This is a genomic window from Actinomyces sp. oral taxon 175 str. F0384 (genome assembly GCF_000223355.1).
Classification (GTDB): domain Bacteria; phylum Actinomycetota; class Actinomycetes; order Actinomycetales; family Actinomycetaceae; genus Actinomyces; species Actinomyces oris.
The window spans coordinates 112453-131369 of sequence record NZ_AFUR01000002.1 but is presented as its reverse complement, the minus strand read 5'-3'; the positions used below and the strand labels follow the sequence as shown (position 1 = coordinate 131369).

The following is an 18917-nucleotide window of genomic DNA, read 5'->3' as shown; positions in this document are numbered from 1 at the left end:
AGGACCCGACTCCCCATGACGCCCTGCCCTGCCGGCCGCGCCGCCCTGTCCGTCATCGGCACCACCGCTGCCCTGGGGGCGGCCACGCTGGCCTACAGCCTCATTGAGGCCAGGTGCCCCGTGCTGCGGCGCATCGACGTGCCGGTGCTCGCCGCCGACGAGGAGCCCCTCACGGTGCTGCACCTGGCCGATCTTCACCTGACGGGCCACACCGAGGCGCGGGTCGCCTGGGTGCGGCAGCTGGCGCAGCTGCAGCCCGACGTCGTCGTCAACACCGGCGACAACCTCTCCCTGGCATCCGGGCTGGAGCCGCTGCGGCGGGCACTCGAGCCGCTGACGGGTCTGCCCGGGGCCTTCGTCATGGGCGACCACGACTACCGCTCCACCGTCTTCCGCCTGCCGACGCGCTACCTGCACCGGGACCCGCGCAAGGCCGCCAGTCGCGTGCGCGACGAGGACATCGAGGCCCTGCCCTGGGAGGAGGTCCGTGACCTGCAGGCCGCAGGCGGCTGGGTGGACCTGACCAACCGGCGTGGCTCGCTGACCGTGCGCGGGCGGCGCATCGAGCTGGTCGGCGTCGACGACCCGCACGCCAACCGCGATGTCCTGCCCGTCCCCGAGGCCGCCGGCTCAGCGGAGTCGGCCACCTCCCTGCCGGCGATCCGTGACCATGAGGGTCGGGCTCTGCGGCTGGGGCTCACGCACGCCCCCTACCGGCGGGTCCTGGAGGCGATGTCGGCCGACGACGTCGACCTGGTCCTGGCCGGGCACACCCACGGCGGGCAGCTGTGCGTGCCCGGGGTGGGGGCACTGGTGACCAACTGCGACCTGGACCGGGGGCGCGCCTCGGGGCTGTCGCAGTGGCCGGGCCGGCTCGGGGACCCGCGGGCCGCCGACCACATGTACCTGCACGTCTCCGCCGGACTCGGCACGAGCCCCTACACGCCCGTGCGCCTGGCCTGCCGGCCCGAGGCCACGCTGCTGCGCCTGCTGCCGGCCTGAGGCGCCGCGCCCCTGCAACACTTCGTCCAGCACGCCCCCACACGTCGTCCAAGGCACTCCCCCACCACCACCCCACCAACACTTCGACCCGCGCCCCGCCAACACTTCGACCAAAACTTCATAGAAGACCCGGAGCCGTGTCGTTTTTGAAGTTTCGGTCGAAGTGTGTGGGGGTCGCGGGGTGCGCGCAGTAGGACGGGGCAGGCAGAGCGCACAGGTACGCCGGCGCCTGGGTGCGGCAGTCAGCGGCGCCAGCGGGCGAAGCCGCCCTCGGAGTTGATGACCTGCCCGGTGATCCAGCGGGCCTCGTCGGTGAGCAGCCAGGTGATGAGGCGGGCGGCGTCGTCGGGCTCGCCCCAGCGCCCCTGGGGGAACATGACGGCGGTCGCCTCACGGTCCGCCTCGGTGACGTAGCCGGTGTCGACGGGGCCGGGGTTGACCGTGTTGACGGTGATGCCGGCGTCGATGAGCTCCTCGGAGATCGTCGGGGTGAGGCCGGCGATGGCGGCCTTGGCGGCGGCGTAGGCGATCTCCCCGGGCAGTGGGCCCAGACCCTGGCCCGAGGTGAGGAAGACGATGGCGCCGCGGCGGTGCGCGGAACCGGACGGAGCGGGCGAGGCGAAGCCCTCCTGGGCGGCGAAGGCCTGCGCCAGGAGGATGGAGGCGCGGGCGTCGACGGCCCAGTGGGCGTCCAGCACGGTCTCGATCATCTCGCTGAGCGACCCGTCGGGGCTGCTCATGGCCTGGTTGCACACGAGGGCGTCGAGGTGGCCTGCGGCGGCTGCGGCCTGCTCGACGACGCGGGCCGGCTCCCCGGAGGCGGCCAGGTCGGCGGGGATGTCGACGAGCCGGGCCGGGCCGACCAGGTGGCTGCGGATGGAGGCCATGACGGCGTCGATGTCGTCGGCGCCCCAGGACTGGGAGACGTCGTGCGGGCGGTAGTGGTGGGCGACGATGCTCGCCCCGTAGTCGGCGGCGCGGCAGGCGATGGCGTGGCCGATGCCGATGCGGCGGCTGACTCCCGTCACCAGGACGGTGCGCCCCGCCAAGGGCAGGGGGTCGCGGCCGACGGGGCCGATAGGACCGGCGGCGGCGCAGGGACCAGTGGGGCCGCCCGGAGCGGTGGAGACGTGTCCGTGGTGAGCGTCGGTGGTCATAGGGCCAAGCGTAAAGAGGTCTGCCACACATGTACGGGGACTTTTTCTTCCGGCCGGGGACACTGCGCGCGGGCGGGTGCGTTCGCCTCCGGGCGGGGACAGTCTGCGCGTACAGGGACGGGATTCCAGTCCCCCGACGCGCGAGATGTCCCCGGCCGCACTGAAATGTCCCCGCCGGCGTCGGCTGTCCCCGTCGGTTCGGGGAGAGGGTGCAGAGAAGAGGACAGAGGGGAGACGCAGACGGGTCGGCGCCTCAGTCCTCGAGGTCCGCGAGCTCGCGGGCGAAGGCCTCGTGGTTGACTTGCGAGGACAGGACGAAGCGGATGAGCCCCAGGCGTCCGACGGCGCCGGGATCGGTGTGGGAGAGCCGCTCGACGGCGCGGGCCCGGGCCACGGCGATCTCGGCGACCCGGGTGATCGGCCAGCCGTAGACGCCGGCGGAGACGGCCGGCAGCGCGATGCCGGTGCAGCCGAGCTGGATGGCGAGCGCCAGAGAGCTGTCGAAGCAGGCGCGCAGCAGGGCGGGGTCGTCCTCGCCGGCATGGAGGTTGGGGCCCACGGTGTGGATGACCCAGGCGGCGGGCAGGTCGAAGCCGGGGGTGGCCACGGCACGGCCGACCGGCAGTCCGTCGGGCAGCTCGGTGTCGCGCACCTTCTGGCAGGCATCGAGCAGGCCGGGGCCTGCGGCGCGGTGGATGGCGCCGTCGACGCCCCCTCCGCCCAGGAGGGTGCTGTTGGCGGCGTTGACGATGGCGTCGACCTTCTCGGTGGTGATATCGCCGACGACGGCCTCAATGCGCATGGGAGCTCCTTGTCTGCGACGGGTGCTCGGGGGTGTCCTCACGTCTTGTCAGTCCTTGCGCCTTTCGGGCGGAATGGGGCCCGACGACGAGGGCACGGGCCACTCAGGGCGCTCCTGGGCGCGGACCAGCAGGTGGACCCGCTGTGAGCAGCCTGGCACGGTGGGCACCTCGAACCAACCGGGTTCCCACAGGGAGCGAACACCGACGTGACGGAGGACTCAGCCGATCCGATTTCCTCCCCACGGTGGGTGGAGGCTATGCTGTCGCCTGCTGCACACGGGGTGTGGCGCAGTTTGGTAGCGCGCTTCGTTCGGGACGAAGAGGTCGTGGGTTCAAATCCCGCCACCCCGACGATGAGGAGACCCATGAGCTTGCTCATGAGGTCTTCGACGAGGAGGGGGTAGTAGGCCGCCAGGCCGAATACCCCGAACACGAAGTGGTTGCCGTCATTGACGGCAACCACTTCGTGTTGGAACCCCTATACGTTGTGGGTCATGAGGTTGCAGCCATGGAGTACTGGGACGACGGAGGTCGGGCTGCCAGGATGGGGGCGCTGAACCAGCCTCCCGATACAGGAAAGCCCCGCTCTGACATGGACCTCAACATCTAGCGGCCCAGTACCGAAGCGCGGACACATGCACGGATTTAAAGAGTGACCTATTCACCCACATGGAGACCGCCACCAACTGCCGCAACACCAGGCCGACCATGGTCTACGTGACCACACCCGACGATGCCTCCAACCAGCGTTCCTTCCATATGCATAGGACGGACGGGAGACGTTGGCTCAGCGACTGAGCAACATGCCACCCGCCAGGGCAACACACTCTGCTTGAGTCTCGGTCAGGCAGCGGCCAGAACCTTCGCGAAGCGGTCACTGGGCAGGTACTGGAAACTCTGCGGAGGGTGGGCCACACCAAGGTCGAGGGTCAGAGACAGGGGCGTGCGCAGACGCGTCACCGCCCCGACCCTGATACCGGTCGCACGATCCCTGCCAGCGTAGTAGGTGAAGAAGTCGCTCTCATCAATGACTCCTCGATCGTGGAACTGCCCCCACAGGGACGCGGGGGTGGAGGTTTCCTGCCCTTCGACGGCGAAGTAACCGACGACCGCTCGGTCGGGGAGTGTGGAATAGATGACAACATGGGTGACGTCGTCGGCCAGCCGGCGCTTGCGGAACTCGACAGTCTTGCGACCTTCGAGGATCGCCCGGGCGTACCTAGGGTGGATAGACATGAGTGCTACCCGCCCAGTTGCTGCTGCTTGAGCCACTCCAGGCCCTCCTTCCGCACTGCCGCGATCGACTGAGGGGTTCGACTTACGAACTTATCGTAGCCGGGAAGTCCGGGATGCCAGGGGTGCGTCAGGGTCCTGTCGTGCCGGAACTTCATCACGTGAACCTCACCTTTGGAGCACATCGCATCAACCTCCTGAGGCGTGTAGACCGTGCGGCTCCCGGCGAATCGGAGCACCTCAATGGGGTCGGCTGACACAAGTACATCCTCAACGACGCCGAGGTTGGAGACTCGCCGCCCAGACTTGGTCTCGACGAAGACGAGGACGTCACCTCGTGCTGGCTGCCTGGATCGGGTACGTGAGATATAGACCTTGGTGATGGCGTTCCCACACGGTTCTGTGGACTCGTCTGATTCACCAAAAAGAGACAGTTGGACCGGCCAGGGCACTGGGAACAGACGGTCGTGCCATCCGGGCTTGATGGGAACGAGGAACGCTCTCTGGACACGCAGGGCGCCAGGCCCGTAGGTCTTATGGTAGGTCCATGGGTCCAGATTCTTACGGCGCCCTCCGGCGGTTAGGTGCTTGACCATGACCCTGTCACCGTTGACGGCATGTTTACCCTTCAGAGTCTGGAACCCAAACGGTTGGAGCCACTTTACGAGCTCATTGTCAGCGGCGACCTCAAGGAAGGTGGTGCTGGAGGGGATGGCACGGATATGCTGCAAGGTGGCTTTCAGAAGAAGTTCCCCGTAGCGTCGACCACGAGCACCGGCTGAAACCTTGAAGGTACAGATCTTGGTCGTGTCTTGCGGGAGCCCATAGTCGACATCGTGTTCCTTAATGACGGCGAGCGCCTGCGGGTCGCTAGGGTCTCCGACAATAAAGGTCGTCCGTTCCTGCGGAACAACCTTCTTCTGCCACCAGTTGTGGAAATCGGAGTATCTGCCGATCAATGAGACAAAGAATGATGAGTGAACGTTGATTTGGTTAGCAGGCACCACGTTGACTTGTGGAGGAGGCTCGCTCGGGTGCCGGGCCGGCTCGAGGAACTCGAGGAACTGCCGAGCATCCAAGACGTGGGTGAGCCCGGCTTGCTCAGCATGGCCGATCATCTTCTTATCATTGGTAATGATCCACGCGGCGAGATTCTGGTCGAGCGCCGCGAGAATGCGCAGGTCGCAGTCGTCGTTGGCTCCCAGAAAGTCACCATATCCAGCACGCTGCCTCAGATCCCCAGGCGGGCCAGGGTCAATCCGAGCGTAACGTTCAGCCCCACGGAGCCGGAAGTTCTTGAGTTCCCCACCACGGTGCAGATCGTCAAGGACTGCCTCTGCGATCACCGGCGTGTAACCGAGCTCCCCAAGTGCCCGGAGAACTTCAGCTGCGACCTTGCCGTCCGCACTGTCCTGTTGGGCATAGTCTTGCGCATAGATGAAGACGTTGGTGTCCAGGACAACCGTCTTCTTCGGATCACGAGCCAAACCTCACCACTCCACTCCACACAACCCAGACTTTGATCTGGCACGGCTCTCTAACCCGCCCACGCCGTTGTTCAAGCCGACACACCAAGACTACCTGTACGCACTTTCCGGGAGGTGCACACCTCGAGCAATCGCCCCCCCCCCAAAGGCAAATAGTTACATAACCGTTACCGTAGGAAGTCGCGGACAGAGCTGTCACCATCCGAGCGAACTAGGACCCCAATCGGCACTCAAACCCACGTCGCACCCCACCATGACGAGCGACTACTACTACCCAACGACAGCAGTAGTTTTACCGCACGACGGCCAGGCGATATTGGCCGATACCCAAGCGCTCTCCACAACAATTAGAAGTTCATGCAGCACGACAGTTTGTCAACCCAGAAAGCACAACCTGAGTTTAGTGGGATACATTCTCTCCAACCCTAAAGAACCCCAAGATTGCAACTTTCTCATTAATTCAACCAAGAACTGACTCGACACTAGACGCTAAACTCTATCCGATTTCCTGAGCAAATTAACTGGATCCACAAGGAGGACTTACAGCACTCATGAAAGCCCCGACCGAGCGACGCAAGGCCCTACCCACTCACCAGAATGGACAGGACCCACTACAACGTCATGCCACACGTGGCAACCCGGCCGAAGACCGCTACTTCTCCTGTTTCTTAGCCTTGATCGTAAAGGGCTTCTTGTTGGAGTCGATTCCCGTAAGAGTCAAGGTCTGGGCCTTCTTGTCCCACGACAACGGGATATCCATCTCGTCAGCACTCTCATACCGCCACTTGAATGACTTCGGAATCTCCTCGGTATTCACCTCTTCCGGAATACCCACACCAACCCCCTGAGATCCCTCATTGAAGAACCACTCAGCATCGCCGGTCTCTTTGAGCGTCAAGGACGTACCCGACAAGCTCCAGGTCCCCTCCGTCTGACGATCCTGGTCTCCACTCTTGGGGACGAAAGTCCATTTTCCGTCCGCCACCGTCACCGTGACGTCAGGGGCCTTCTCCAGGCCGTCCATGGTGACCTCCCAGGTCCCGGTGGCGAACTTCTTGAAGGCCAAGGTGGATCCGGAGCAGCCGGTCAGCGGGGCGACAGCCGCACCGACGGCCGCGATCGACAGGTACTTGAGGGTCTCGCGACGACCAAGGGCGTGAGCGAGGAACCGAATCTGCTGTCGCATGACATGCGTCCTTCGAGGTGAGTCGGGGGAACGGGCACTATGAGGCACCCAGGACTGACCGGCTCAATGTACCCATTTCCCACCTCCCTCGCAGGCGATTAAGGCCGACGCCGCCATTCACGTGCACGCGCACGTCACCGAATTCATCAGACAACACGCGAAGCTGACGGAAACATTCTCGCTCCGCTCACATCGCACCACCTCTGCTTACCAAAATCAGGAATCCATGACGCATCCGCAACCCCCTTTCTCGTCCCTCACTCCTCCTGCCGTCAACACACCCCCGCCGCAGCCCCCAGGGCGCGACCACTCCACGCACCCCGCACAGCCGGCCGTCGTCCGGCTCCGCCGTCGGAACCGCCCCCTCACCCTCCACCACCCCAGCCACTTCGCCACCCACAGCCGGGACATATGCCGCCCACAGGCGCACCGGCTAGGCTGACTCCCGGATATTCACCCCGGGGAAAGGACGAGCGAGCGTGACCGAGCCTCCATGCGACTCCGCCACCCCCACCGCCGCCTCCCCCTCCCCCCGAGCCCCCCGACGCCTGAAGTACGTCGAGGCCGTCCTGTGCATCGGCTTCGCCCTGGCCTTCCTCGTGTGGACCTACCTGAGCGCCCCGGGACCGCTCACCCCCGGCGCCACACATCGCTCCCCCGCCATCGACGCCCTCCTGCCGACCCCCGACGCCCAGCTGCGGTCAGCCGCCGGCCAGCTCGCCGAGGCCTTCGCGACCCTCACCCACCCCTTCCTCATCCTCGGGCTCATCGTGGCCGGGGTCGCCTACGCCTACACGGCCCGCATGCGCCGCCTGAGCGTCTCGCTGGCCATCGCCGCCGCCGGCATCCCCACGCAGTACCTCATCGCCCTGTACCTGGCCCGCCCCGCCCCGGGCTCCACCTTCTCCGACTCCATCGCCGCCTTCGAGTACTCCTACCCCAACGGGCACATCACGGCGATGACCCTGGCCTCCTGGGTCCTGGTGACCCTCGCGCGCGCCCACCACCGCAGCACCATGGTCGCCGCCGGCACCGTCCTGGGCTACGCGGCCGTCGCCGTGACCGCCGTCAGCCAGTGGTACATGGGCCTGGCTGCGCTCAGCGACCTCGTCGGCGGCTTCCTCCTGGGTGCCGCCTTCGCGAACCTGGCCCTGCGGGTCGGCGGCATCGACGCGATCCTCACCAGCTGGGTCAATCGCCGCCTGTCGCGCGCCAGCAGCGAGAAGCGTGCCGCCGTCATCTACAACCCCACCAAGTTCGACGATCTCTCGCTCCTGCGCCGTCGGGTCGCCGCCGAGGTGCGCGCCGCCGGCTGGCTGCCCACCGTCTGGCTGGAGACCACCCCCGACGACCCCGGCCGCTCCATGGCCCGTCGCGCCCTGGAGGCCGGCGTCGACCTGGTCATGGTGGCCGGCGGCGACGGCACCGTGCGCGCCGTCTCCTCCGAGCTGGCCGGCACCGAGATGCCCATGGCTCTCATCCCCGCCGGCACCGGCAACCTGCTGGCCCGCAACCTCTCCGTCCCCCTGGACACCGACGCCGCCATCCGCCTGGCCCTGCACGGCCGCCTCCAGGCCATCGACATGGTCACCTGCGCCTTCGACGACGGCCAGGAGCGCTTCGTCGTCATGGCCGGCATGGGCCTGGACGCCCAGATCATGGAGTCCACCGACTCGGGCCTGAAGAAGGTCATCCGCTCGGGCGCCTACGCGGTGGCCGCCGTCCAGAACGCGGTCCCCGACCCCTTCACCGCCACCATCACCCTCGACGACGCACCCCCGGTGCGTCGCCGGATGGTCATGGCCCTCATGGGCAACGTCGGCACCATCACCGGCGGCATGACGCTCTTCCCGCGGGCCACCCCCTCCGACGGCCTGGTCGACCTGCTCCTGGCCAGCCCCGGCAAGGTCGTGGACTGGGCCCGCCTGGGGGCGCAGATCCTCACCCGCCAGGAGATGGAGGGCTTCACCCTCACCCGCGCCCGGAAGGTCCTCATCGAGGCCGACCGCCCCGTCCCCTTCGAGCTCGACGGCGACACGGTCGGCTCCACCCGCACCCTGCGCGCCGAGGTCGAGGACGGCGCCCTGCACGTCGTCGTCCCCCAGTAAGTCGCCCCGGCGAGCACTTCCGTCCCCCGCGAACCCGGCCGACCACGTGAGCATCGTGACGCATCCGTGACCGGCCCCGCTGCCCTAGACTGACGCCCAGCTGGTGCCCAATTGGGCACCAACAGCCGCCCATATGGGCACCCGCGCCCCGATCGCATCGTCGGCGCGCCCCTCTTCAGCCAGCAGGAGTTCCATGCGTTCTCGTCTTACGGTCGCCCTCGGCCGCACAGCGCGCCTGGCCGCCCGCGTGCGCGGCGGCGGCAGCGGCGGCACCGCCTTCCCCGGCCTGGTCATGGAGCGCACCGACCCCGGTTTCCTGGAGCGCACCCTCGGCCGTCTGCCCCGCGGCGTCATCGTGGTCTCGGGCACCAACGGTAAGACCACGACCACCAAGATGGTCGTCCAGCTCCTGCGCGAGCAGGGCCTGAAGGTCTTCACCAACCGGACCGGCTCGAACTTCGTGCGCGGCGTGCTCGCCTCCCTGCTCACCGAGGTCGACGCCGCCGGCAACCTGGACGCCGACATCGCCGTCCTCGAGCTCGACGAGGCTCACGCCGTGCACTTCGTGGCCCGGGTCCGCCCGCGCGCCTGCCTCCTGCTCAACGTCATGCGCGACCAGCTCGACCGCTTCGGCGAGATCGACTACACCGCCTCCCTGCTGCACTCGATCGCCCAGGCCACCAGCGACGTCGTCGTCCTCAACGGCGACGACCCGCGCCTGGCCGCCCCCGCCTTCCTGGAAGGTGTCAGCGCCCGCGTCGTCTCCTTCGGCGCCGGGGAGGATCTGCGCTCCCTGTTCCTGTCCGACGACGACCTGCGCACCGGCACCGTCAGTCCCCGTCAGGCCGGCCAGGCCCCCGGCCCGCGCGTCACCCTGGAGTCCATCGACGGCCAGCGCGCCACCGTGCGCGTGGACGGGGTCTCCCACGAGGTCGACTTCGCCATCCCCGGCGTCCACAACCTGCTCAACGCCTGCGCCGCCCTCGGGGTGGTCCTGGAGGTGCTGGGCGAGGACGCCGACCTGCCCGGACTGCTGACCACCCTGGGGAACGTTCAGGCCGCCTTCGGCCGCGGCGAGGTGCTCACCCTGGATGGCCGGCCCGTCCAGCTCTCCCTGGTCAAGAACCCGGCCGGCTTCCGCATGGGGCTGCTCTCGGCGGCCTCCCAGGCGCAGGACGGCGAGGTGGTGGTCGTGGCCATCAACGACGAGTACGCCGACGGCCGCGACATGTCCTGGCTGTGGGACGTGGACTTCTCGGCCCTGCGCGCCGGCGGGGTCGCCGTCGTCACCGGGGTGCGGGCCTGGGACATGGCCCTGCGACTGCGCTACGACGAGGTCGAGGTCGCCAAGGTCGAGCCCGACCTGCGCCGGGCCGTGGCCCTCATGCGCCGGGTGGCCGCCGACGCCGACCGTCCCATGCGGATCTTCACCACCTATACCGCGATGCTGGCCCTGCGCTCGATCCTGGGCGAGATGACGGACGTTGAGGAGGTCATGTCATGACCACGCGCTACGAGCACACCACTGACGGCCCCGCCCGCGGACATCTGCGCCTGCTCCAGCTCTACCCGAGGGACATGAACATCTACGGCGACTGGGGCAATACGCTCGTGCTGGCGCGGCGCGCCCAGTGGCAGGGCTACGACGTCGAGCTGCTCTCCTACGACCCGGGCGACGAGCTGCCCGGCGACATCGACATCCTCGTGGGCGGCGGCGGCCAGGACTCCGGTCAGGACCGCATCAAGGAGGACCTGGTCAAGGTCGGCCCCACCCTCAAGGCCTGGGCGGCCGACGGCGTCCCGATGCTGGCGATCTGCGGCCTCTACCAGCTCTTCGGGCACGGCTTCACCACTGCCAAGGGCCAGGAGATCCCCGGCATCAGTCTCATGGACGCCCATACGGTGGCCGGAGACACCCGCCTCATCGGCAACATCACCCTGGACACCGAGGACTTCGGCGCGGTGGTCGGCTACGAGAACCACTCCGGCCTGACCACCCTGGGGTCGGGCGCACGCCCCTTCGGCACCGTGAAGATGGGCGACGGCAACAACGGCAAGGACTCCACCGAGGGCGGGCGCGTCCACCACGTCATCGGTACCTACCTGCACGGCTCCCTGCTGCCCAAGAACCCGGCCGTGGCCGACTGGCTGCTGGCCCGCGCCGCCGAGCACGCCGGCACCACCTGGGAGCCCGAGCCGCTCGACGACTCCTGGGCCGAGCGCGCCCGAGCCGTGGCCATGAACCGGCCCCGCTGAGCGCTCAGCACCAAGGTGTGACGACGGGCCTGTGCCCGGGAAGTAGAAGCTCCCCGGGCACAGGCCCGTCGTCACACCTCCCTTATTTTCACAAGAGATATCGGACCAAATAAGAGAGGCTCGTGGAGAGATTCACGTCACTCTTATTGGACATCAAGTATTTTCCAAGGTTCGTCCCATGGAAGTGGGAGGAAACCTGCCCACATCTTGCCCCCTCAGTGCGCGCAAGCCTCACACCAGATATATTCACCGCCCGGTCACCCCCTGTTGGACACTCATTTATTCAGGCCGTGATCCCGGCGTGACATCAGTGCATCAGGCATTGCAGAATATGCGCCATGACAGCACAGAATTCTACTGGTTTCGATTGGCCCGCCCGTTCCGCTGACAAGATCTGGCTCGGCGTCTGCGGAGGCCTGGCCAACAAATGGAACGTCAATGCCTGGCTGGTCCGCATCACCTTCTTCCTCTTCGTGGTGCCGCTCGGCTACGTCTACTACCTGGGCGCCCAGAACATGCCCGCCCCTTCCGCCCGCTGACCCGCCCTCACCTCACCGGAAACCTCGATCCCACTCAATGATTCCCGAGGCCGCAGAGCGCAGGGAAACAGCTCTCGACTTCAGGTAGAAATATCCCCAACCAACCATCCCGGCATCTTATCGACCAACCACTTCCTGCTTCCGCAAGAATATCTATCTTCGGAGGCAGGAAGTGGTCTCAGCATATTTTTTAAGGGACGACCCCGCCGTCGGGCCCCACTCAGCTCAGGGCAACCTTAGTTTCCACTCCCAGGTTTCACTAAGAAATCGGATCTCCTTGTCACCATCCCTCCGCGCAGATGCGTCTCAACACAGCAGAAGGCCTCCTGACCTGCTGCGAGGTTGAGAAGCATTGCCTTAGACTCATATCGACGAAGCCCTCTTCATGTCGATCTGAGGACACCATGGATTTTGCTGTTCCACGACACCGTGCCACCGAAGGCACCTCATACCTTCCCGAACCGGGTGCGACCACTTTCGCACTATCGGACCTGAGCCCCGGCACCAGCGGACGTATCACCGGCCTGGCCGACGACGGCGTCGGCGGCGTCCTGGTCAAGCGCCTGCGCAACCTGGGCTTCGTCCCCGGCCGGATCGCCACGCCGCTGCGCCGTGCCCCGATGGGGGACCCGGTGGTCTACCGCGTCTCCGACTACGAGCTGTGCCTGCGCCGTCAGGAGGCCAGGCTCATCCAGGTCACCACTGTGGAGGCCGAGAACCGCATCATCCTCCAACCCCGGCCTGCCGGACGGCACGCGGCCGACGACCCCGAAGCACCGAACACGGGAGAGACTCTGTGAGCACCCACAACACCACGCGGCACGCCACCGGGCAGTCGCAGCACTGCGAGCAGCCCTATGACGGCGCCGACTGCCACTGCGGCTCAGGAAGCTCCAAGACCCTGGTGGCCGGCGCTCCCCGCATTGCCCTGGCCGGCGCCCCCAACGCCGGCAAGACCTCCATCTACAACGCCCTGACCGGCCTGCACGCCAAGACCGGCAACTACCCCGGCGTCACCGTCCAGCGATCGATGGGAACCTGCAAGGTCGGCGGCAAGACCCTGACCATCGAGGACCTGCCGGGCGCCTACTCCCTGGACCCGATCAGCCCCGACGAGCAGATCGTCCACGACGTCCTCACCGGGACCTCGACCACGGTCAGCGCCCCGGACGCCCTGGTCATCGTCGTCGACGCCACGACCCTGCAGCGCGGCATGAACTTCATCGCCGAGGCCCTCGCCCTGGAGCTGCCCACCTGCCTGGTGGTCACCATGACCGACGAGCTCAGCCGCCGCACGGGCCGGCTCAACGTTGCAGCCCTCGGACAGGCCCTGGGGATCCCGGCCGTGCGAGTCATCGGGCACCGTGGCGTCGGCATGCCCGACCTGCGCGCCCAGCTCGCCCAGGTCGAGAACTGGCAGCGCACCCCGCTGCCGCCGCCCACCGACCCCGACGAGATCACCTCCTGGGCCGACTCGGTGCTGGCCGCGGCCGACTACCAGGCGCCCCAGAACGACCAGATCACCTCCGCGGTCGACAAGGTCCTGCTGCGCCCCATCCCCGGCACCATCGTGTTCTTCACGATCATGTTCCTCTTCTTCCAGGCGATCTTCACCTGGGCGGCCCCCTTCCAGGACGCCGTCGAAGGAGGCTTCGGGGCCCTGGGCGGACTGGTGCACAACTGGCTCGATGAGTCCCATCCGCTCATCGCCGGACTCCTGGGCGACGGCATCATCGGGGGTGTGGGCGCCGTGCTCACCTTCATCCCCCAGATCATCATCATGTTCCTCATCATCTCCGTCCTGGAGGGCGTGGGGTACATGTCCCGAGCCGCCTTCCTCATGGACAAGGTCATGAGTATCGCCGGCCTGGAGGGGCGGGCCTTCGTGGCGCTGCTGTCCTCGCTGGCCTGCGCGATCCCCGGGATCATGGCAACTCGCACGCTGCCCTCCACGAAGGACCGGGTGGCCACGATGCTGGCCGCCCCCCTCATGACCTGCTCGGCCCGCCTGCCCGTCTACGTCATCATGATCTCCTTGACGGTCGACGGCGACGCCAAGGTCGGCCCCTTCGGGACACGCGGCGTGGTCATGTTCGCCCTCTACCTGCTGGGCGCGGTCTCCGCGATGGCGGCCGCCTGGGTGGTCAAGCAGCTCACCGACCGCGGCGGGGTGCTGCTGCCCTTCTACATGGAGATGCCGCCCTACCGCATGCCCCGCCTGCGCACCGTCCTCATCATGGTGTGGGACGCCTGCAAGGGCTTCTTGAAGAAGGCCGGCACGATCATCACCCTGACCACCGTCATCCTGTGGGTGCTGCTCAACGTTCCGATGCGCTCGGACGCCCAGTTCGAGGCCTTCTGCGCCTCCGACAAGCAGTGCGCCGCCATCGCGGCGGCCGTGGACAAGCCGGAGTCCTCCACCGTCAAGGGCGATGACGGGCAGGTCATCACTGACGCCGAGGAGCTCGGCAAGCTGCTGGATGCCCAGAAGACCTCCTACACGATGGACAACTCCTGGGCGGCCAAGGGAGGCAAGGCGGTCCAGCCGGTCTTCGAGCCCCTGGGCTTCGACTGGCGCATCAACGTCGCCACCCTGTCCTCACTGGCGGCCCGCGAGACCTTCGTGGCCACCCTCGGCCAGATCGCCGCCGCCGAGGACCCCGAGGACCCCGGCGCCCACCTGGCCACGATGACCTACCAGAAGGACACCCTGACCAACAAGGCCGGCGACCAGCTGTTCAACCCGGCCACCGTCATCGCGATCCTGGTGTTCTTCGTCTACGCCCTGCAGTGCATGGCCACGGCCGGTGCGATGCGCCGCGAGACCGGCACCTGGAAGTGGCCGATCATCGCCTTCACCTACATGTTCGTCATGGCCTGGGTCATGGCGGCCCTCAGCCGCGCACTCGTGGCAGCGTTCATGTAGCTGGAGCACAACGAAGCAGTGACCAGGACGGTGCCCCCGCGACGGCGGGGGCACCCCGAACATCAGGAGGAGTGAGGCAGCCGTGCCCGTCGTTCCCACGCACCCGACAACCACGCCGGACCCGGACGTGCTGCGGTGGGTCATTCCCGACGGCCTGCTGGCCTTCACCGGGGAGGTCGCCCACGCCCCGGCGCTTCTCCAGCAGCTCCTGGATGATGGCACCCTGCGCTCGGTGAGGGTCGACGGCGGCGGAGTGCTCACCCTCCTGGGCACCGGCCACGACTGGCGCACGGAGGGGGCCCGGGTGCGATCCGCCCTGGTGGACGCCCTGGGCGCCCCGAAGTCGTGGAAGGGCGCCGCCACCGCCCACGCCTCCGGCCCCGACGACGCCCTGGAGGCCGCCGCCCGGCAGATCGCCGGTGGCTCCCTGGGGACCTTCGTCAACAGCCACGGGGGCGCGCTCGTGGTGCACTCGGTGCGCGACGGCGTCGTCGAGATCGCCATGGAGGGCGCCTGCGACCACTGCCCGGCCGCGGAGATCACGATGCACGCGCGCTTCGAGCACCTGCTGCGGCGCCGCTGCCCCTGGCTGGTCGAGGTCCGCCGGATCGACGAGTAGACCCTCCCCCAAGCAGCCCGCCACCGAGCCGGGCATTTTTCGCAAGCCCCTCCGTTTTCCGCCCGGCTGCGCGAGAAGTGCCCGGCTCGACGTGTTGCGGGACGTGGGCCCACCCCTGATCTGTGTCGGTGCCGTCCCAAAGTCGTGACGATAGTTAAGCCTCACCTTAGAATGTCATGGTCGATGTGTACTCCCGCATCATGACCAATCACAGACTTAGGATCCGAGGAGCTCTGAGAGCAACATGGCGACTGCAGTCTCACCTCACAGCACAACGACACCGGCCGGCGCAGGAGCCGCCCCGCCGTCGACGCACACGTGCCTGTCCGATCTGCGTCTGGGGACCAGCGCCCGGGTCATCGCCCTGCAGGAGGACACGGCCGAGGACCCCATCTCCCAGCGACTGAGCAACCTGGGCTTCGTGCCCGGCCGAACCGTGACGCCCCTGCGCCGCGCCCCGCTGGGCGACCCAGTGGTCTACCGCGTCGCCGACTACGAACTGTGCCTGCGCCGCCACGAGGCCCGCATGGTTCACGTCGAGGTCCTCACCGAGGCCGACGTCGTCGAGCCCCTCACCGGGCAGCGGGCCGACACTACCGACCGTGAGGAGCAGCGCCCATGAGTGACCACTGCGCAGCCTCCGAGGTCCCCGGCGCCCCCGACTGCCACTGCGGGTCCTCCAGCTCCAAGACCCTGGTGTCCGGCGCCCTGAGGGTCGCCCTGGCCGGCGCCCCCAACGCCGGCAAGACCTCCATCTACAACGCCCTGACCGGTCTGCACGCCAAGACCGGCAACTACCCCGGCGTCACCGTGGCGCGGTCGCTGGGGACCTGCCGGATCGGCGAGACCAGCCTGACCATCGAGGACCTGCCGGGCGCCTACTCCCTGAACCCGATCAGCCCCGACGAGCAGGTGGTGCGTGACGTCCTCACCGACGCCTCACAGAGCATCACCGTGCCCGACGCCCTCGTGGTCGTCGTCGACGCCACGACGCTACGGCGCGGGCTGAACTTCGTCGCCGAGGCCCTGTCCCTGGAGCTGCCCACCTGCCTGGTGGTCACCATGACCGACGAGCTCACGCGGCGCGCCGGGCGCCTGGACGTGGCGGCCCTCGGGCAGGCCCTGGGGATCCCGGCGGTGCGAGTGGTCGGCAACCGCAGCATCGGCATCCCCGAGCTGCGCGAGCAGCTCACCAACATCCCCTCCTGGCAGCCCCCGCCGCTACCCGCGCCGACGGAGCCCACCGAGGTGGCCTCCTGGGCCGACTCCATCCTGGAGGCCGCCGACTACCAGGCGCCCCAGCAGGACCGCATCACGACCGCCGTCGATAAGGTCCTGCTCAACCCCGTCCTGGGCTCCCTGGTGTTCTTCGCCATCATGTACATCTTCTTCCAGGCGATCTTCACCTGGGCGGCTCCTTTCCAGGACGCCGTCGAGGGCGGGTTCAGCGCCCTGGGGGAGCTGGTGCACGGCTGGCTCGACGAGTCCCACCCGCTGCTGGCCGGGCTCCTGGGGGACGGTCTCATCGGGGGCGTGGGCGCGGTGCTCACCTTCGTCCCCCAGATCATCATCATGTTCCTCATCATCGCCTTCCTCGAAGGCGTGGGGTACATGTCGCGTGCCGCCTTCCTCATGGACCGGATCATGAGCCGGGCCGGACTGGAGGGGCGGGCCTTCGTGGCGCTGCTGTCCTCCTTCGCCTGCGCGATCCCCGGGATCATGGCCACCCGCACGCTGCCCAGCGCCAAGGACCGGGTGGCCACAATGCTGGCCGCCCCGCTCATGACCTGCTCGGCACGGTTGCCCGTCTACGTCCTGCTCACCTCCATCATGGTGCCCGCCGACGCGAAGATCGGGCCGCTGAGCGCGCGCGGCACCGTCATGTTCGCCCTCTACCTGCTGGGGGCGGTCTCCGCGATGGTGGCCGCCTGGGTGGTCAAGCGCCTCACCGACCGCGGCGGGGTGCTGCTGCCCTTCTACATGGAGATGCCGCCCTACCGGCTGCCGCGGCCGCGCACGGTTCTCATCATGGTGTGGGACGCCTGCAAGGGCTTCGTGAAGAAGGCCGGGACCGTCATCGCCCTGACCACGCTCATCCTGTGGGTGCTGCTCAACGTGCCCATGCGCTCTGATGAGCAGTTCAGCGCCCACTGCTCCGCTAGCGCCGAGTGCGCGGCCGTGTCCGCGGCGGTGGAGGACCCGGCGTCGTCGACCATCAAGGGCGATGACGGGCAGGTCATCACCGACCCCGAGGAGCTCGGCAAGCTGCTGGATGCGCAGAAGACCTCCTACACGATGGACAACTCCTGGGCGGCCGCCATCGGCAGGACGGTCCAGCCGGTGTTCGAGCCACTGGGCTTCGAGTGGCGCATCAACGTATCGATCCTGTCCTCGCTGGCGGCGCGCGAGACCTTCGTGGCCACCCTCGGGCAGATCGCCGCCGCCGAGGACCCCGAGGACCCGGGCGCCCACCTGGCCACGATGACGTACCAGAGGGACACGCTCACCAACAAGGCCGGCGACCAGCTGTTCAACCCAGCCACAATCGCGGCGATCCTGGTGTTCTTCGTCTACGCCCTGCAGTGCATGGCCACGGCGGCTGCGATGCGCCGCGAGACCGGCACCTGGAAGTGGCCGGTCATCGCCTACACCTACATGTTCGTCACGGCGTGGGTCATGGCGGCCCTCACGAGGGTCGTCGTCGCCATGCTCATGTAGGCGGGGTGCGGGGCGCTGGGCCCCGCCCATCCCGCCACTCACCCCTGCACACACCGCCAACCCCCACACACTTCGACCGAATCTTCATAATCGACGCGGCTCCGGGTCTTTTTTGAAGATTCGGTCGAAGTGTTGGGCGAGTGCCAACGCCTGGCGGCCACCTCCGCCTCTACGACCGCTACCGCTTCCCACCTCAGGCACCCACGCCCACCTCCGCCCCGGCGGCAAGTGATCGTCTAGGCTCGCGTCATGGCGACTCCGGAGTTCATCGTCTCCCTGCGACAGAAGATCGGGCACGACATGCTGTGGCTGCCGGGGGTGAGCATCGTCGTCGTCGACGAGGCCGGCCGGCTCCTGCTGGGTCGGCGCGCCGACAACGGGCGCTGGGCGGTGGTCTCCGGCATCCCCGAGCCCGGCGAGCAGCCGGCGGTGGCAATCCGGCGCGAGTGCCTGGAGGAGACCGGCGTGGACGTGGAGGTGCTGGCGCTCACGGGCGTGACCGCGGGCGAGCCCTTCGCCTTTCCCAACGGGGACAACTGCGTGTTCATGGACATCAATTTCGTGGGGCGGGCGAGGCCCGGCAGCGCGGATCGCGCCCACGTGGCCGACGACGAGTCCACGCAGGTGGGCTGGTTCGCGCCGGACGCGCTGCCCGAGCCGCTGCTGAGCTCGACCCCCGGACGCATTGAGGCGGCCCTGGCCTGGCTGGCCGACCCAACGTCGGGCGCACGCTTCCACCCGGCGTCCTGAGACCAGCTGCCGCCTTCGCCCGGCCGGCGACATCCGGGGACATCGACGGGGACATTCCGCGCGGCGGGGTGCCGTCTCTTCCGGCCGGGGACAGTGTGCGCGTACGGGGACGGGATTCCTGTCCCCGACGGCG

The 18917-nt window shown here is 67.8% G+C and carries 16 protein-coding genes and 1 tRNA gene; 12 read left to right on the top strand and 5 right to left on the bottom strand.

Going from position 1 to position 18917, the window contains the following annotated elements; genetic code table 11:
• Positions 1–15 precede the first annotated feature (15 nt).
• Positions 16–1002 (top strand): metallophosphoesterase, encoded by a 987-nt coding sequence (locus HMPREF9058_RS07380; protein WP_009747678.1) that lies wholly within the window; start codon positions 16–18, stop codon positions 1000–1002.
• Between the two features lie 242 nt (positions 1003–1244).
• Here the strand turns inward: HMPREF9058_RS07380 and HMPREF9058_RS07375 are convergent, their stop codons facing one another.
• Together HMPREF9058_RS07375 and HMPREF9058_RS07370 are read right to left on the bottom strand one after the other, a co-directional pair.
• Positions 1245–2159: an SDR family oxidoreductase gene (locus HMPREF9058_RS07375; RefSeq protein ID WP_009406601.1), complete on the bottom strand. Its 915-nt coding sequence runs from the start codon at positions 2157–2159 to the stop codon at positions 1245–1247.
• 253 nt (positions 2160–2412) lie between these two features.
• Complete coding sequence (locus HMPREF9058_RS07370) at positions 2413–2961, bottom strand: O-acetyl-ADP-ribose deacetylase (protein ID WP_009406631.1); 549 nt, start codon at positions 2959–2961, stop codon at positions 2413–2415.
• A 278-nt stretch (positions 2962–3239) separates the two neighbouring features.
• Here HMPREF9058_RS07370 and HMPREF9058_RS07365 point away from each other — a divergent pair.
• Positions 3240–3313, top strand: a tRNA-Pro gene (locus tag HMPREF9058_RS07365).
• Between the two features lie 492 nt (positions 3314–3805).
• Here HMPREF9058_RS07365 and HMPREF9058_RS07355 read toward each other — a convergent pair.
• The 3 genes from HMPREF9058_RS07355 to HMPREF9058_RS07345 all read right to left on the bottom strand — a co-directional run bounded on the left by HMPREF9058_RS07355 (position 3806) and on the right by HMPREF9058_RS07345 (position 6868).
• Positions 3806–4198, bottom strand: coding sequence for an ASCH domain-containing protein (locus HMPREF9058_RS07355; RefSeq protein ID WP_254654090.1), 393 nt, complete (start codon positions 4196–4198; stop codon positions 3806–3808).
• Between the two features lie 5 nt (positions 4199–4203).
• A complete protein-coding gene (locus tag HMPREF9058_RS07350; RefSeq protein ID WP_009406600.1) occupies positions 4204–5682 on the bottom strand; it encodes a type II toxin-antitoxin system VapC family toxin in 1479 nt (492 codons plus the stop codon).
• A 652-nt stretch (positions 5683–6334) separates the two neighbouring features.
• Entirely contained in the window at positions 6335–6868 is a 534-nt protein-coding gene (locus HMPREF9058_RS07345) for a hypothetical protein (protein WP_009747677.1), read from the bottom strand.
• 479 nt (positions 6869–7347) lie between these two features.
• Here HMPREF9058_RS07345 and HMPREF9058_RS07340 point away from each other — a divergent pair, with 479 nt between their 5' ends.
• From HMPREF9058_RS07340 to HMPREF9058_RS07295, 10 genes are all read left to right on the top strand, one after another.
• Positions 7348–8976, top strand: a complete 1629-nt coding sequence (locus HMPREF9058_RS07340; RefSeq protein WP_009406592.1) for a diacylglycerol kinase family protein — start codon at positions 7348–7350, stop codon at positions 8974–8976.
• Between the two features lie 193 nt (positions 8977–9169).
• Positions 9170–10480, top strand: coding sequence for a Mur ligase family protein (locus HMPREF9058_RS07335; RefSeq protein ID WP_009747675.1), 1311 nt, complete (start codon positions 9170–9172; stop codon positions 10478–10480).
• The gene (locus HMPREF9058_RS07330) at positions 10477–11232 is read left to right on the top strand and encodes a type 1 glutamine amidotransferase (protein WP_009747693.1); all 756 of its coding nucleotides are present in this window, start codon (positions 10477–10479) and stop codon (positions 11230–11232) included. Before HMPREF9058_RS07335 ends, HMPREF9058_RS07330 begins: the two co-directional genes overlap by 4 nt.
• Positions 11233–11570: 338 nt before the next feature.
• Complete coding sequence (locus tag HMPREF9058_RS07325; protein WP_009747687.1) at positions 11571–11771, top strand: PspC domain-containing protein; 201 nt, start codon at positions 11571–11573, stop codon at positions 11769–11771.
• Positions 11772–12175: 404 nt separating this feature from the next.
• On the top strand, positions 12176–12571 hold the full coding sequence (locus HMPREF9058_RS07320) for a FeoA family protein (RefSeq protein ID WP_003788016.1): 396 nt from the start codon (positions 12176–12178) through the stop codon (positions 12569–12571).
• A complete protein-coding gene (locus tag HMPREF9058_RS07315) occupies positions 12568–14697 on the top strand; it encodes a ferrous iron transporter B (protein WP_009406612.1) in 2130 nt (709 codons plus the stop codon). The genes HMPREF9058_RS07320 and HMPREF9058_RS07315 overlap by 4 nt, the downstream gene beginning before the upstream one ends.
• A gap of 82 nt (positions 14698–14779) precedes the next feature.
• Positions 14780–15316, top strand: a complete 537-nt coding sequence (locus HMPREF9058_RS07310; RefSeq protein WP_009406624.1) for a NifU family protein — start codon at positions 14780–14782, stop codon at positions 15314–15316.
• A gap of 244 nt (positions 15317–15560) precedes the next feature.
• Entirely contained in the window at positions 15561–15938 is a 378-nt protein-coding gene (locus HMPREF9058_RS07305; protein ID WP_009747671.1) for a FeoA family protein, read from the top strand.
• Positions 15935–18034 (top strand): ferrous iron transporter B, encoded by a 2100-nt coding sequence (locus HMPREF9058_RS07300; protein ID WP_009406649.1) that lies wholly within the window; start codon positions 15935–15937, stop codon positions 18032–18034. Before HMPREF9058_RS07305 ends, HMPREF9058_RS07300 begins: the two co-directional genes overlap by 4 nt.
• A gap of 249 nt (positions 18035–18283) precedes the next feature.
• Complete coding sequence (locus HMPREF9058_RS07295; RefSeq protein ID WP_009406603.1) at positions 18284–18784, top strand: NUDIX domain-containing protein; 501 nt, start codon at positions 18284–18286, stop codon at positions 18782–18784.
• The last annotated feature ends 133 nt before the right edge of the window (positions 18785–18917 follow it).